The 13,587-nt window shown below is 49.5% G+C and carries 14 protein-coding genes; 1 reads left to right on the top strand and 13 read right to left on the bottom strand.

Annotation, left to right across the window (positions count from 1 at the left end; translation table 11 throughout):
* Nucleotides 1-69: 69 nt before the first annotated feature.
* From METTU_RS14870 to nifB, 8 genes are all read right to left on the bottom strand, one after another.
* Nucleotides 70-2,457, bottom strand: coding sequence for a methyl-accepting chemotaxis protein (locus METTU_RS14870; RefSeq protein ID WP_006892583.1), 2,388 nt, complete (start codon nt 2,455-2,457; stop codon nt 70-72).
* A 344-nt stretch (nt 2,458-2,801) separates the two neighbouring features.
* On the bottom strand, nt 2,802-3,377 hold the full coding sequence (locus METTU_RS14865; RefSeq protein WP_006892582.1) for a nitrogen fixation protein NifQ: 576 nt from the start codon (nt 3,375-3,377) through the stop codon (nt 2,802-2,804).
* Between the two features lie 2 nt (nt 3,378-3,379).
* Nucleotides 3,380-3,730: a 2Fe-2S iron-sulfur cluster-binding protein gene (locus tag METTU_RS14860; protein ID WP_006892581.1), complete on the bottom strand. Its 351-nt coding sequence runs from the start codon at nt 3,728-3,730 to the stop codon at nt 3,380-3,382.
* Nucleotides 3,731-3,842: 112 nt separating this feature from the next.
* On the bottom strand, nt 3,843-4,130 hold the full coding sequence (locus tag METTU_RS14855) for a 2Fe-2S iron-sulfur cluster-binding protein (RefSeq protein ID WP_006892580.1): 288 nt from the start codon (nt 4,128-4,130) through the stop codon (nt 3,843-3,845).
* A gap of 29 nt (nt 4,131-4,159) precedes the next feature.
* On the bottom strand, nt 4,160-5,443 hold the full coding sequence (locus METTU_RS14850) for an FprA family A-type flavoprotein (protein WP_006892579.1): 1,284 nt from the start codon (nt 5,441-5,443) through the stop codon (nt 4,160-4,162).
* Nucleotides 5,436-5,858 carry an ArsC/Spx/MgsR family protein gene (locus METTU_RS14845; RefSeq protein ID WP_006892578.1) on the bottom strand — a complete coding sequence of 141 codons (423 nt, stop codon included), beginning with the start codon at nt 5,856-5,858 and terminating at the stop codon, nt 5,436-5,438. Before METTU_RS14845 ends, METTU_RS14850 begins: the two co-directional genes overlap by 8 nt.
* A 14-nt stretch (nt 5,859-5,872) precedes the next feature.
* A complete protein-coding gene (locus METTU_RS14840) occupies nt 5,873-6,151 on the bottom strand; it encodes a 4Fe-4S dicluster domain-containing protein (protein ID WP_006892577.1) in 279 nt (92 codons plus the stop codon).
* Between the two features lie 257 nt (nt 6,152-6,408).
* Nucleotides 6,409-7,899 (bottom strand): nitrogenase cofactor biosynthesis protein NifB, encoded by a 1,491-nt coding sequence (gene nifB / locus METTU_RS14835; protein ID WP_006892576.1) that lies wholly within the window; start codon nt 7,897-7,899, stop codon nt 6,409-6,411.
* Between the two features lie 347 nt (nt 7,900-8,246).
* Between nifB and METTU_RS24070 the strand changes: the two genes are divergently transcribed.
* Nucleotides 8,247-8,915, top strand: coding sequence for a J domain-containing protein (locus METTU_RS24070; protein ID WP_006892575.1), 669 nt, complete (start codon nt 8,247-8,249; stop codon nt 8,913-8,915).
* 250 nt (nt 8,916-9,165) lie between these two features.
* On the opposite strand, the gene METTU_RS14825 is transcribed toward METTU_RS24070, so the two are convergent.
* The 5 genes from METTU_RS14825 to nifL form a co-directional block, all read right to left on the bottom strand.
* Nucleotides 9,166-9,498 carry a DUF5615 family PIN-like protein gene (locus tag METTU_RS14825; protein ID WP_006892574.1) on the bottom strand — a complete coding sequence of 111 codons (333 nt, stop codon included), beginning with the start codon at nt 9,496-9,498 and terminating at the stop codon, nt 9,166-9,168.
* Nucleotides 9,495-9,728: a DUF433 domain-containing protein gene (locus tag METTU_RS14820; RefSeq protein ID WP_006892573.1), complete on the bottom strand. Its 234-nt coding sequence runs from the start codon at nt 9,726-9,728 to the stop codon at nt 9,495-9,497. The genes METTU_RS14825 and METTU_RS14820 overlap by 4 nt, the downstream gene beginning before the upstream one ends.
* A gap of 74 nt (nt 9,729-9,802) precedes the next feature.
* Nucleotides 9,803-10,063, bottom strand: coding sequence for a hypothetical protein (locus METTU_RS14815; protein WP_006892572.1), 261 nt, complete (start codon nt 10,061-10,063; stop codon nt 9,803-9,805).
* 124 nt (nt 10,064-10,187) lie between these two features.
* Nucleotides 10,188-11,729: a nif-specific transcriptional activator NifA gene (gene nifA / locus METTU_RS14810; protein WP_006892571.1), complete on the bottom strand. Its 1,542-nt coding sequence runs from the start codon at nt 11,727-11,729 to the stop codon at nt 10,188-10,190.
* Nucleotides 11,722-13,338 (bottom strand): nitrogen fixation negative regulator NifL, encoded by a 1,617-nt coding sequence (gene nifL, locus METTU_RS14805; protein WP_006892570.1) that lies wholly within the window; start codon nt 13,336-13,338, stop codon nt 11,722-11,724. Before nifL ends, nifA begins: the two co-directional genes overlap by 8 nt.
* Nucleotides 13,339-13,587: the final 249 nt, after the last annotated feature.

Raw genomic sequence — 13,587 nt, 5'->3', positions numbered from 1 at the left:
ATCCATTATCAAACCCTCTTTTTGCGGTTTTCGCGGGCAATGCGTAATATCAGTTACAAATAAATAGCATTAAAACTCTTCCCAATCGTCATTATCAGCAGGCTGTAATTGTAATTGCAGTTTGACCGGCGAGCTTTTAGCTGCACTTGTCCCGGCCAGCGTTATTTCTCTTCGTGCAGGACGATGAAAAGCATGGACCAAGTTATGCGAGTTACCTTCCACTTTAAAACTGCTCATTGTGACCGTCAGATCTTGCGCCTGCTCTTCCAGCGATTCTGCGGCCGCTGCGGCTTGTTCCACCAGGGCCGCATTTTGTTGGGTCACGTTATCCATTTGAGCGATGGCTTGATTGACCTGTTCGATGCCGGAACTTTGTTCGGCGGAGGCGGCGGTGATTTCAGCCATCATACTGGTAACGCCGCGGACCGATGCGACAATTTCTTCCATCGTCAGCCCCGCCTGGGTAACCAGTTGACTGCCGCCTGAAACTTTGCCTACCGAATCATTAATCAGGTCTTTAATTTCTCCTGCGGCCGTCGCGGCGCGCTGCGCAAGGTTGCGGACTTCCACGGCCACCACGGCAAAGCCCCGGCCTTGATCTCCGGCGCGGGCGGCTTCCACCGCGGCGTTGAGGGCGAGAATATTGGTCTGGAAAGCGATGTCGTCGATCACCGAGATAATGTCCCCGATCTTGCGTGAAGATTCGTTGATGTCGTCCATCGTCATTACGACCTGGCCGATCACTTCAACGCCTTTGCCCGCGATGTCGGAGGCGTCAACGGCGAGCCGGTTGGCCTGTTGGGCGTTTGCCGCATTATGCTGTACCGCGGAGGTCAGTTCTTCCATGCTGGCGGCAGTTTGTTGCAGGCTGGCAGCTTGCTCCTCGGTGCGATGGGACAAATCATTATTGCCTGCGGCGATTTCTTTAGACGCGGTATTAATGCTGTCGGTGGTCTTCTTGATTTGGTTAATAATGGCTTTAAGCTTTTCCACGGTGGTATTGGAGTCATCCTTGAGTTGTCCAAAGGTGCCGGAATAGTCGTTGGTGATGGTTTCGGTCAGGTCGCCGCGGGACAGGGCTTCAAGGACGCGCACCACTTCATTGAGTCCGGATTCGCTGGTTTGCATCAGTTGGTTGATGCCGACGCTTAGTTCGCAGAAGAAGCCTTCCTTGCCCTCTAAGTCGAAGCGTTGGGTAAAGTCGCCTCGTACTGCGGCATCCACTACTTTGGCGACTTCCTGTTCAATACCTACTTCGGCCGTTCGATCTTTCCATTCCACCACTACGCCGAGTTTCTCGCCGCGTTCATTAGTGATGGGATTGGCGACCAGATAAAAAGTGCGTCCGGCGATAGTAATCTCGCTTCGTAAAGTCGAACTGAATTGCGCCAGCAATGCTTTCTGATGCTCCGGGTTTTTGTGAAAAGAGTCGATGCTCGCCCCCAACAGTTTGTCGAAATCGAAATGCGGCATGGACTTGCGAATGTCGGTTTCGGCCAGCCTCAGCATATTATGCACTGCCGGGTTCATGTAGATAATAGTGCGCTCATTGTCGGCGATCATCACGTTTGCACTGATGCAATCCAATGCTGTCTTGATGCGCAGGGCTTCATTGGCTATTTGGCGATCCGCGGTTATACGCTCAAGCAATTGTTGCTGCATGTTTTTCATGGTTGCCAGCAAACTGCCGCTATCGTTTCGTTTAACGGCTATAGCATTATCCAGTTTGCCGGAAGCGATGTTTCCGGCCAAAGCGGCAACATCGCCAGGCTCGCCGCCCAATTGACGAATAATGCCGCGACTGATTAATGCTGTTAATGCTACGGCCGCCGCAACGCTGAAAGCGAAAATGCCGATCAGGATGAGGCTGTACAAATGGATGGTGTTTCGGGCTTGCGTCTCATCCGTTGCATTGCGAGCCGTCGTCAGCTGCACCACTTTATCAACAGCGATGCGGTGCTGTTCGTAGGCGCTGCGCATTTTTTGGAGGCTGGCCTGCGATGCGTTGCGGTCTCCTGCCTGAACGGCAGGCAGGAAATGATGCTCGGCTTCAGTATAAAAGTCTTGCGCCGCCTGATAAGAGGTTTGAAGCAGGGGAGCATGGAGCTCCTGTTCCAAAGCTTGGCCTAACCAGTAACTATGGCGGGACTCGTATTCCGTTTTTAGCGATTGAAAACGCGTCACTAAGGCGCTGACTTCAGCAGGGTCGGCAGCTTGCGTTAATTGTAGCGTTACCAGATAGGATTCGATGATGTACTCAGGCGGAGGCAGAATATCGGCAATAATATCTTTGCCCTGAACAATGCGTTGATAAATGGGGCCATTAACATTAAGTGTGTTCATGGCTTTGAAGGTTGCGAAACCGAACAGCGAAAAACCGATGACCAAGGTGCTCAAAATGATCGTAAAACGCATTTTGATCGTTAACAGACTGGGATTTTTCATCTTATTTAACATGATGCACACCTCTTTTATTTATGATGGGATTGTTACGTGCCGGTTATGCCGAATCTCAGGGTGTGTTCGTCGCCCAACCCAAGCGATTAGAAGCGTCGCCGGAACCGGTCGGTCACTTCAATTAAGTAGAATGATCAATAGGCTCATCCAGGCAGGATCAGCGTGAATATTGATTTTCCACGAGCGGGACGGGGGTTGCACCCCCGTTCCTAGCGTTTTCGATAACTACTGCCATATTTTCATCCGTCAAACGTTTCGGACGGGGTTGCAAACCCCGTCCAGCCACATGTTCAATAGGCTTATCCATGCAGGATCAGCGTGAATATTGATTTGCAAATTAAGCGCTATTCTTCAGAGCCGTAACATTTGGGGTAGTCGATGCACACCTCGCAAGAGGGTACGCGACACAGGTACAAGCCTTCCGCTTCGCAAAGCTGCTTGTATATGAACTTTTTCCATTTCATGTCCTTGTCGTTTTTTGCGGCTAGTTCGGGAAAGTTGTATTGCAGCATGGCGCTCAATTGCGAGCGCGACCAGAGACCTAAATCCTGCCATAAGTGATCGCTGCCCAGACTGCCGGCTACGATAACGCCTATGATCCAGTCTATTTCGATAATATCGGGCTTGCTGAAATGCTTGAGCAGGTTGACCAGGTCATCTTTTTCCAGCATTCGGCTAAAGTCCAGTTTGCTACCCGATGGCGCGTGGTCCGGAATGCTGCTGCCGGGAAAAAGACGGTTTGTTAGCGCGTTAAACTGCCCGGACTCCAACCCCATCGTGTCGGGCAAAACGCCTTGTCCGGCACACCAACTGGCCATCATGCAGGCCAGCCATTCATGATTAGGACTCATCATGGACTTGGGCTTTAGCCGGGCATAGATCTGCTCCCGGTTATCCTGGAGTTGGAGAGCGGCAGACATGATTAATATTCGACCAGAATATCTTCATCCCTGACTATCATCTGGCAAGCCAAGCGCCAGGGCGACGGTATATCGTCAACAATCATTTGCTCCATTTCTTCTTTGCTGATTTTGCCGCTAACGCGCAGCACTTCTTTCTCTTTTTCGGTTAAAGGGCCGCCCATGCGTTGGTGCTTTTGATCGACACTGCTGACTTTTACCAGGCAGGTGCCGCATTCGCCATCTTCGCATTCGTAATTGATCGGGATTTTGTTTTCCCGGGCCAGTTTCAGCAGTGTTTCGGTATGACTGCCTGCTACGGCATAGACGGTTTTATCCCGGTATTCGGGATTTGAAAAAGTAACTAAAGCCATGATTTACTCCTTATGAGTGTGATGTGTGGTCGCATGTTTCCGCGTGGGGATTCACCGACGATAATTCTTATCTGCATTCCCACGCGGAGCGTGGGAATGAGAAACGTGTTTTTTAAACCGGCCGAACCTTGATTGTTCCGCCCAGCACTTGCGCTTGGCACGCCAGCCGATTATGTTTACCGGCCATGTTTTCGCGCAGGACTTTATCTTCAAGCACAGACGGTTCGGCCAGATTGTTCCAGCCTTCGGTGACTTTCATAATGCAAGTACCGCAGTCGCCTTCGCGGCAGCCGTAAGTAATACCCGAACCGACCTTTTCGGAAATCTCGATCACCCGGGTGCCCGCAGGGGCCGAAACGGTGACATTAATATCTTCAAAGGTAATTGACGCTTTCGCCATTGCTACTCTCCTGGTGTGTTAAAAAAATATTAAGCAAGATCGGCCATATCGATCACTTTGGGTTGTCTTAAACCCATTAGATCCTGTGCCATTTCATGCCCGAATTCACGACAGATTTCGATTTCTTCCTCGGTCGGAATTAACTTAATGCGTATGCCCGGAATGGGCACACGCAATTTGAGACCGCGCAAGCGATCTTCAACCATTTTCACGCCTTCCCCGGTCCAGCCGTACGAGCCGAAAACGCCGCCCAGTTTCGATTTGAGATTGATGACGGCCAGCGAGGACAATAAATCCCACACCGGTTTAACCGCATCGCCGTTAATGGTCGGCGTACCGAACAGGATGCCGTCCGCGCCTTCTATTAAGTCGACAAACGGCGCTATTTCACTGCCTTCCAGGTCGTATAACGAGACGCGCACATGCTCCACCGCCATCGCGCCTTCATAAATGGCTTCGGCCATGCGCCGCGTATTGCCGTAGGAACTGATATAAAAGATCAACAAGGTTTTTTCGCCCGCGCTGATTTCGCTTTGCAACGCCGCGGTCGATAATTCGCGATAACGCTGCACATACCGTTGCGGTTGGTCGCGTAACAGTGGGCCATGCGCAGGCAGGATTTTATTGAGCGGCAGTAAAGGTTCAATCAGGACCAGCGCCCGATTCACATACTCTTTAAACGGCCGCATGATGTGGGCATAGTAATATTCAAACGAAAAGCGAAAATCGCCGACTTCATCGTTAAACAGCCGCGCATCGCAAAAATGGCAGCCGAACACATCGCCGGAAAACAGGGTTTTTTCTTCCACTAAATAAGTGCATTGCGTATCCGGCCAGTGCAAGTAGGGGGTGTGGAAAAACGTTAAGGTGCGATCGCCCAGCGAGACATTGTCGCCGGTAAAGACCGGCGTAAAATCGAACGCATCCTGTTTTAGCAGGGCTTTGAGCATGGATTGCGCTTTCTGGGAAATGTAAAGCTGGGCTTGCGGCGCGCGGCGCATCAGTTCGGGCAATGCGCCGGTATGATCGGGTTCAAGATGATTCAGGACGATGACTTTAATTTCGTCATAACGCGCTACCGATTCCAAACGGGCAAAAAAATCATCGGCAAAGTTTTCCTTGACGGTATCGATGACGGCAACGCCCTCGCTGCCCCTGACCACATAAGCGTTGTAGCTGGTGCCGTTGGCGGTTTTTAAGATGATGTCGAAGGTGCGTAGCGACGGGTCGAGCGCACCTATCCAGTGAACGCGTTCGGATAACGTAACTGCCTGCGGTACGCCGTCAATAGACAAGACCGGAGGTTTACTCATGACCGCAACTTGCTTGTGCAAGCGGGCGAGGGCAGCTTTCTATATCCTGATGAGGCTGGATTTCTTTTAAGCCGATCCAGTTATCGACCGCGTACTGATCGAATCCCGCCATCACTCTATCGCCGACTTGCATTAAGGGGCGACGAATTAACAACGGATTTTTCACCATCAGCGCTAACGCTTCATGCTCTGTCAGGTTATCAGGTTCAATCTCGCCCTGTTTGATGGCCGGGGCGCTGTAATTGAACCAATTACGTACCGCCAATTTACCGAAAAAAGTGCGCAAGCGGTCAGGCTGCCAGGCTTCAGTCAATAAATTCAGCGCCACAACCTGATGGCCCGCCGCAGCTAATAATTTCTTTTGCCGGGTATTGTTAATGCAACCGGGTTTTTCGTAGAAATAGACAGTAGCCATCAGGATATCCTCAATCAGTGGCCCTGCAACTCGGCCATTGCTTCCGCCATTCTTTCCGGCGGAATACCGGTTAAAGAGCCGGGTAAGTTAATGGGCTCGCCCAATGAATTCAATATCGCACCTTCAATAGGGCAAATACTGGCACATTGATAGACGGGGAAGTCGCCCTCGCATTCGGTGCATTTTTTGCTGTTAACCAAAAAATGCGGTTTAGCCTCATAAATGGCTTTACTTGGACAAACCGGTTCGCAAGCATAGCAATTAACGCAGGATTCAATAATTTTTACTGCCATGACAGGCTCCTAAAATGTTTCTTGTTCCCATGCTCCGGCGTGGGAATGGATTCAGCACCGCTCCAGCGGTGCGAGACGCAGAGCGTCTCTGGCGGCGTTCCCACGCCGGAGCGTGGGAACGATAAATTGCGGCTATCCCTAGGGCGGGACGGGGTTTGCAACCCCGTCCCTAATGTTTCTGCGATGTCTGAGCTATTTAACCAATCTCAAACGTTTCGGCCGGGGCAACATGCCCCGGCCGGCTTTGTGACGTTAAATTACGCACTGGCCCTAACTGAATCTTTAGCCTCATCCAACTTACCCGCCGCCGCCATCTCTTTGTAAACAGCCAGCACAGTTTCTTCGATGGGTTCCATTGCATGTTCGCCGTTCGGTGCGATTCCGGCCGCTTCAAGTTGCTCCCAAGGTTCATATCCGACTTTGGAACACAATACCGCTTCGCATCCTGCTAAAGCGCGGATAGTCAGCTGTAAAGTGGTTTCGCCGTCGCCGCAGGTGCTGTCGCCGCCGCAATATTGATCGGCTTTACGATGACTGATAAAGCGCACACCGTCCGGCGAGGCTTCATAAATCAGGAATTCTTTGGCATGACCGAAGTGCATGTTAATCACGCCTTGACCGCTGGTGGCTACGGCCATCAGTACCGGACGCGTAGTCAGCTTGGGTTCTTCTTTAAGTTGCTGTGCCTTTTGGGCTTTTTCCAGCCGTTTACTGTCCATCTCAGCCTGTATAGCGACATGAATCACTTTGCGTTTTTCCATCGCCGCTTGATAATCGATGTCCATCTCTTCAATCTTGTCCAGCGTAAACTCGTCGCCCCGATCTTCACCCAACAAGCCCACCGCATCGGCGCGGCATTGACGGCAATGGCGCATCATGTTCATATCGCCGGAACAGCTGTCTTGCAGGTCTTGCAATTCATCGGGGGTAGGGCCGCGTTGCCCCATCACGCCGTAGAAAGTGCCATGTTCGGCTTCGGCAATCAGCGGCATCACATTGTGCAAAAATGCGCCTTTGGATTTAACCACGCGACTCACTTCCGCCAAATGCTGATCGTTTATACCGGGAATCATCACCGAGTTGACCTTAACCAAAATGCCTTTGGCAATCAGCATTTCCAAGCCTTTTTGCTGCTGTTGAATCAGTATTTTTGCGGCTTTTACGCCGGTAATGCGTTTATTGTTCCAGTAAATCCACGGATAAATCTTCGCTCCGATTTCAGGGTCGACGCAATTAATGGTGATAGTGACATGATCGATATTGTGCTTGGATAATTCCTCCACCGAATCGGGCAGCGCAAGACCATTCGTTGATACGCATAATTTGATGTCCGGCGCTTCTTCGCTTAAACGGCGGAATGTTTCAAAAGTACGTTCGGGATTGGCTAACGGATCGCCGGGGCCGGCGATACCTAGAACGGTCATTTGCGGAATAGTAGCCGCCACCGCCATGGTTTTTTTAACCGCCTGATCCGGCGTCAGCACTTCGGAAACCACGCCGGGACGCGATTCATTACTGCAATCGTATTTACGGTTACAGTAATGGCACTGGATATTACAAGCCGGAGCGACAGCAACATGCATTCTGGCAAAATAATGGTGGGCATCTTCCGAATAACACGGATGATTCTGTACCTTCTCCCGTATCGAATCAGGCAATGAATCCATTTGATTGTCGGTTGTACCGCATGAACTGGCTGAACAGCCGCCTTTAGCCGCAGGGGCATCGTTTAAGACTGGTAATTCCATAGTATCTGACCTCGTAAGTTGCGTTTACTTGCTTACTAAAGCAAAAGCACAGGCCATGCCAACGGCAGTATTTTATTTTATTGTGTTGATTTATAGGGTTATTGTTTTAGTTGGTGGGCGTTATTGTTGCAAACGCAACAGTCATGTTTTTAGGTTTTGTAATTAATGGGACAATGACTAACGTGATTTTGATCTGATGCTTTTGAATTCAATATTATTAGGTACGTCAGTAGCACCTCCCAATATCTGCATATTCGACGTATGCGTTTTTGCGGTTAATGTGCGATAGAACCGGTTATAATTGCCAAGATTTTCGTTCACGGTAAAAAACTACAAAAACAAGTTCTATGGCTAACATACGTACCCATTACGACAACCTGAAAGTTACAAGAGACGCCCCCGCCAGTGTCATCAAAGCGGCCTATAAAGCCCTGTGTCAAACTTTCCACCCCGATAAATTCCAGGGTAGCACCGAGGAAGCTGAAAGAGTCATTAGACTTGTGAATGTTTCCTATGCCGTCTTAATAGACCCGGTTAAGCGTGCAGGACATAATGCCTGGATTCGGGAGCAAGAAGCCAAAGCTAAGCAGCAGAGTGAAAAGGCACCGTTCAACGATACCGGCAAAGCAACTGAACAACAGCGACAACGACAGCAGCAACAAGACACGCAGCCACCGCCATCGAGCACTGATAGTGAAGCTATGTTTCAGCGTGCATGTGACCTGAATGATCGGGGGCGGCATGCAGAAGCCTTTTCACTTTACCGACAATCGGCAGAACTAGGTCACGCAAAGGCTCAGTTCAATTTGGGTCTTATGTATGATCAGGGCCAATATGTTACACAGGACTATGCTGAAGCGGTTTCCTGGTATAGCAAGGCAGCCGAACAAGGCAATGCCAATGCGCAATACAATCTGGCGCTTAAATTCCAATCTGGCCAAGGCGTGGTACAGGATAATACCAAAGCAGCTTATTGGTATCGCAGAGCGGCAGAGGAAGGTAATGCAAAAGCGTAATAGTGTTGTGATAACAACTCTGTCGGGGATGCTTTGTATGCCCGGCATTTCGACGCTTCAATAGGGGGATGATTTTCGGATTTTCCTATCACCTACCATCACTGTAACGTTGGGCAACGAAAGGCAGTTGCGCAATAAAGCGAACACCATTGTTCAGACAAATAATGCCTTGATTTAAACACGGTAAAACGTAATATGTAGGGCGCAATAGCGCGGCATATTGCGCCGCATGAGAAGATCGCATATTGAATTATACAATCTCAATACAAGCTTTATTGTCGATAATTAACGCTTGTTCAATGGCTTGCTTATTATCGAGCAAGGTTTTAATTGTCGTCGTTTTGGAATGATTGCCCATCTTGAGCCAGACAATCTTGGGAGGTTGCCCATGAATCAGGCCCATTTCGTAAAAATCTGCATCCTGAGTAGCGATGATGTAGTCGTTATCAATGGCATATTGGCGAATGACATTATCATTGACATGCTCCAGACCGATCAAAGCTACCTGTGTTGAACCGGGGTAGCTGTCTTGGATGAGTGGCACGATTCGCCGCGACAGGTTTTCATCAAGCAATAGCTTCATAACGCTTTGATGATTACAGATTGCCGCTCCCTATCGGCTGCAAATTGCAGGCAGGCGGTAATGTCGTCATCCGTTAATTCCGGGAAGTCTTCGACAATTTCAATACGGCTCATGCCATCGGCCAGCCAGGAAAGCACATCATAAACGGTAATCCGTAAACCTCTAATGCACGGCTTGCCGCCACGTTTGCCGGGTTCAATGGTAATCATGTTGTGATAATCAATGCTCATGGCTTTGTACTCACTTGGGGTTCGATTGAATTACATTATATCCCGTTGATTAATAAATGGGATAACAACCCACCTCAAGCTACATCATGATACCAATCCAAAAGCTCTTCGCCGCCCCAGTTTTCCGCATCGCCGGGGATGTGTTCATCGGTTTGGTATAGCGTCATTTGTCCGGGTTTGGGTGACGTTACCAATAAGCTTTCTGCATAATCAACTGAACAGCCTTGTTTGCCGGTTTCATCTTTTAGCCATTGCGCTGCCATCGCGAGGGCTTCTTGTCGGGTTTCACCAAAGCCGAAGACGGCATAATCGTGTTGCACATATAAAATAGTCATTGTTGCTCCAAATGCTTTGGGGAGTTATTGATTAAATTTTTTGATTCACCACGAAGACACGAAGTTGATATTTATTCTTCGTGCTCTTCGTGTCTTCGTGGTGAAAAACCTGCTCAAAGATTCCTTAAATTTGCTTCATCGTAATATCCAAGGTCAAAATCCGATAAGCGATTTGCCTCGGCGTCATATTCAGCAGGCGTGCGGCTTTGGCTTGTACCCAACCGCTTTGCTCCAACGCGGCGATGACCCGTTCCCGGTCGTCCATGTTTTCATCATTAAAATCAATCGCGGGTGATTTTTGCGGTTTATGACTGATAGCGGTGCCGATTTCGTCTTCCAGGCCGGTGCTGACCATCACGTCGCGATCGATGATGCCGTTCGGGCTCATGATCGCGGCGCGTTCCAGCCGGTTTGCCAGTTCGCGAACGTTGCCGGGCCAGCTGTGTTTCATCAATATGCGTATCGCGCTTTCCTTGATTTCCAGCGGTCGGCCGCCTTGCTGCTGCGAAATCCTGCCGAGCAGGAATTCGGATAACTCTGGAATGTCCTCAGTCCTGTCGCGTAATGCAGGCATGAAGACCGGCATGACATTAAGGCGGTAATACAAATCCTCCCTGAACTCGCCTTTGGTCACTTCTTCCTCAAGGTCGCGATTGGTTGCGGCAATGATGCGCACATTAACCTTGATGGTTTGGGTGCCGCCGACCCGTTCGAATTCGCCTTCCTGCAATACGCGCAGCAGTTTGGCCTGGAACGATGCGGAAATTTCGCCGATTTCGTCGAGAAACAGGGTGCCGTTATCGGCCAGTTCAAATCGGCCTTTGCGTTGGCTGACCGCGCCGCTAAACGCGCCTTTTTCGTGGCCGAATAATTCAGACTCCAACAAGGTGTCGGGCAGGGCGGCGCAATTGAGCTTTAAAAAAGGTCCGCCGGCGCAGCCCGAGTTAAAGTGAATCGCATTGGCGACCACTTCTTTACCGGTGCCTGATTCGCCGCGGATTAATACCGTGGTATTCCATTTTGCAACCTGGCGAATCAAATCGAACACTTTTAACATCGGCGGCGAATGTCCGATGATATTCTCGAAGCTGTAGTTCTTGATCAGCGCCTGTTTGAGTTGATCCCGTTCGCTGAGCAGATTGCGCTGTTTGCGCTCGATGACCCGCAACATTTTGACGCTTTGCGCAATCAGGTTGGCGATCATCTCCATAAACCGGGCGCGCTCGCCCAGAAACTGGCTGTTATCGGGCTGGGCGGCCAGCACGCCGATGGTGTCGCCTTCTTCTATATAGATGGGCGAGCCGATAAACGGCAGTTCGGGATCGTACAATCCCAGACGGCCTAAAAAACGCGGCTCTTCGGACACTTTTTCAATGACGATGGTGCTGCCCTCGTCAAGGATGGCGCCCATCAAGCCTTCGCCCGGATTGTACCGGACCGGTTCGGTAAATTTACCGCCGCCGTTGGTATGGACGACGCTGACAATCATGCTGTTACTTTCAATTTCCCGCAGCGTTATCATGCCTGAACGCATGCCCGACCGTTTGTGCAGTATCTCCAAAACCGCCTGTAATTTGGCATGCAAATCGTGGGTGCTGTTTAATACCTGACTGATGATATACAAAGTATCAAGTTCAGCTTCGATCAGTTGTATACGCTCAGCCATTCTCTACCCCCTTAAAGACCTGTTTGTGCAGAGGAAAACTGATTTTGAACCGGCAGCCTTGATCGCAATCCGGGTCTATTTCAATAAAGCCCTGATGCTGGTTAACAATCTCCTTTGCCATCACCAGTCCCATACCCGCTTGGTTGCCGCCCATGGCGCGCGTGGTATAGAAAGGTTCGAATACTTTGGCGCGTTTTTCAACCGGAATACCGGCGCCGCTGTCTTCAATGCTGACATAAATCAAATCGGCATCGGTGTCGGTAGTGATTTTGAGCCGTTGTTCCCCGCCATTCGACTCGCAGATGGCTTCAATCGCATTGTCTATTAATTGCTTGAATAAGATGCGCAGGCGGTTTTCCGAGCCCAGCATGGTCGGCAATTTTGACAAGGGTTGCCAATGCACCTCTATATCGTTACTACAGATCCGTTGGTTATTGAGCAATAAGACTTCATGCAGAATCTGGTTGATGTTAACCGGAATAACGGCAGTTTGCAGAATCTCGGGAATACATTTTTGCATGGTCGCAACGGCTTCTTCCCCGGATTGCTGGATCTGTTGCAGGATTTGTAACAGACCGGCGTGTTGATCGTCCCGCCTGTGTCGTAAAATTTGCTCGGCCGCCCTAATTTGGTTCATCGGCATTTGAATTTGGTGCATCGCTCCCAGCAATGTTTCCCTGATACCGCGCACCCGCTCATCCTCAGCCATAATGGTTTTTAAGGTTTGAATATGCAGCTCTTCCATCTGCCTGCGTTGCCGGGTGATGTCTGTTAAGGTCAGTATCAGGTACTGTTTGGATGCATTCTCAAAAAAGGCGTCGGCGTTTACCTCATTTTCTACAAACCAGTTTCCGGCGCAAGAAAACCAACGGGTTCGCTGGCTGCCCTTGCTTTCTACTTTAAACTCGCGGTTATTAAAACCCTGTTCCTTGCTTTGCAGCTGCGACCATAAATCGCCCATTTCCTCCCGCAGCAATCGTAAAAAATAAGTTGCAGGCTCGCCTTTATCAAGATCGCTGACCAGCGCTTTGTAGTTATGATTATCCAAGATAACCCTATCCTGGTCGTCAAGTACAACCATGGCGATAGGCGATGAATTAATGACGGACTCTATCAATAATTTCTGGTTAATCACCTTTTTTTCGGATTCGTACGCTTGGGTAATATCTCTGTGCATGCCGATGTAATGAGTGACTGCCCCGGTTTCATTTAACATGGGGGCAATGGTCAAATCGGATAGATAACGCTGACCGGATTTATGCCGGTTGCATAAGGTTCCGCGCCATATTTTCTTAGCACTGATGGTGCGCCATAAATCGTGATACACCTCTTTAGGTGTGTGTTTGTCCGATAATAAGGATTCGTTTTCCCCCAGAATATCTTCAGGCCGGTAGCCTGTGACTCTGCAAAACTCTTCATTAACATAAAGAATTTTGGCTTTCTTGTCGGTAATGGAAATGGCTATCGGCACCTGTTCAACCGTTTCAGCAAACAAGCTGTACAGCATCTTGTCGCCATAGCCTTCGCCAAATAAATCAGGTGCAAGTTCGCCGATGACGTTCGCCATGTTGGTATGCGTCTGTAAAAATCGCAATGAAGTTTTTTTCATGTGTTATGGCCGGGTGTGAGAGTGCTTTAAGGTAGCTTTATAAGATTACTTAGCAAATATAACGCCAACATTAATGCGAATGTTTCACTGATAACTCAATCTGACATGGCTCAACCTTGTTTGTAATGCAAGACTACGAACTAAGCGGGTTCATGAATCATAAGACATTGTAAGGTTTGCGACAAAATATTCTTATCGGTGTCGATATGTATTACTTGTAACAGTTTTCATGCACTGATTTGGGAGGTT

The organism is Methylobacter tundripaludum SV96 (genome assembly GCF_000190755.2).
Lineage (GTDB): Bacteria > Pseudomonadota > Gammaproteobacteria > Methylococcales > Methylomonadaceae > Methylobacter_A > Methylobacter_A tundripaludum.
The sequence above is the reverse complement of the archived record's forward strand: the minus strand, read 5'-3'. Positions and strand labels throughout refer to the sequence as shown.

Coding starts and splice junctions, on each gene's coding strand:
- METTU_RS14870 (WP_006892583.1), bottom strand. CDS start 2,457: ATGTTAAATAAGATGAAAAATCCCAGTCTGTTAACGATCAAAATGCGT.
- METTU_RS14865 (WP_006892582.1), bottom strand. CDS start 3,377: ATGTCTGCCGCTCTCCAACTCCAGGATAACCGGGAGCAGATCTATGCC.
- METTU_RS14860 (WP_006892581.1), bottom strand. CDS start 3,730: ATGGCTTTAGTTACTTTTTCAAATCCCGAATACCGGGATAAAACCGTC.
- METTU_RS14855 (WP_006892580.1), bottom strand. CDS start 4,130: ATGGCGAAAGCGTCAATTACCTTTGAAGATATTAATGTCACCGTTTCG.
- METTU_RS14850 (WP_006892579.1), bottom strand. CDS start 5,443: ATGAGTAAACCTCCGGTCTTGTCTATTGACGGCGTACCGCAGGCAGTT.
- METTU_RS14845 (WP_006892578.1), bottom strand. CDS start 5,858: ATGGCTACTGTCTATTTCTACGAAAAACCCGGTTGCATTAACAATACC.
- METTU_RS14840 (WP_006892577.1), bottom strand. CDS start 6,151: ATGGCAGTAAAAATTATTGAATCCTGCGTTAATTGCTATGCTTGCGAA.
- nifB (WP_006892576.1), bottom strand. CDS start 7,899: ATGGAATTACCAGTCTTAAACGATGCCCCTGCGGCTAAAGGCGGCTGT.
- METTU_RS24070 (WP_006892575.1), top strand. CDS start 8,247: ATGGCTAACATACGTACCCATTACGACAACCTGAAAGTTACAAGAGAC.
- METTU_RS14825 (WP_006892574.1), bottom strand. CDS start 9,498: ATGAAGCTATTGCTTGATGAAAACCTGTCGCGGCGAATCGTGCCACTC.
- METTU_RS14820 (WP_006892573.1), bottom strand. CDS start 9,728: ATGAGCATTGATTATCACAACATGATTACCATTGAACCCGGCAAACGT.
- METTU_RS14815 (WP_006892572.1), bottom strand. CDS start 10,063: ATGACTATTTTATATGTGCAACACGATTATGCCGTCTTCGGCTTTGGT.
- nifA (WP_006892571.1), bottom strand. CDS start 11,729: ATGGCTGAGCGTATACAACTGATCGAAGCTGAACTTGATACTTTGTAT.
- nifL (WP_006892570.1), bottom strand. CDS start 13,338: ATGAAAAAAACTTCATTGCGATTTTTACAGACGCATACCAACATGGCG.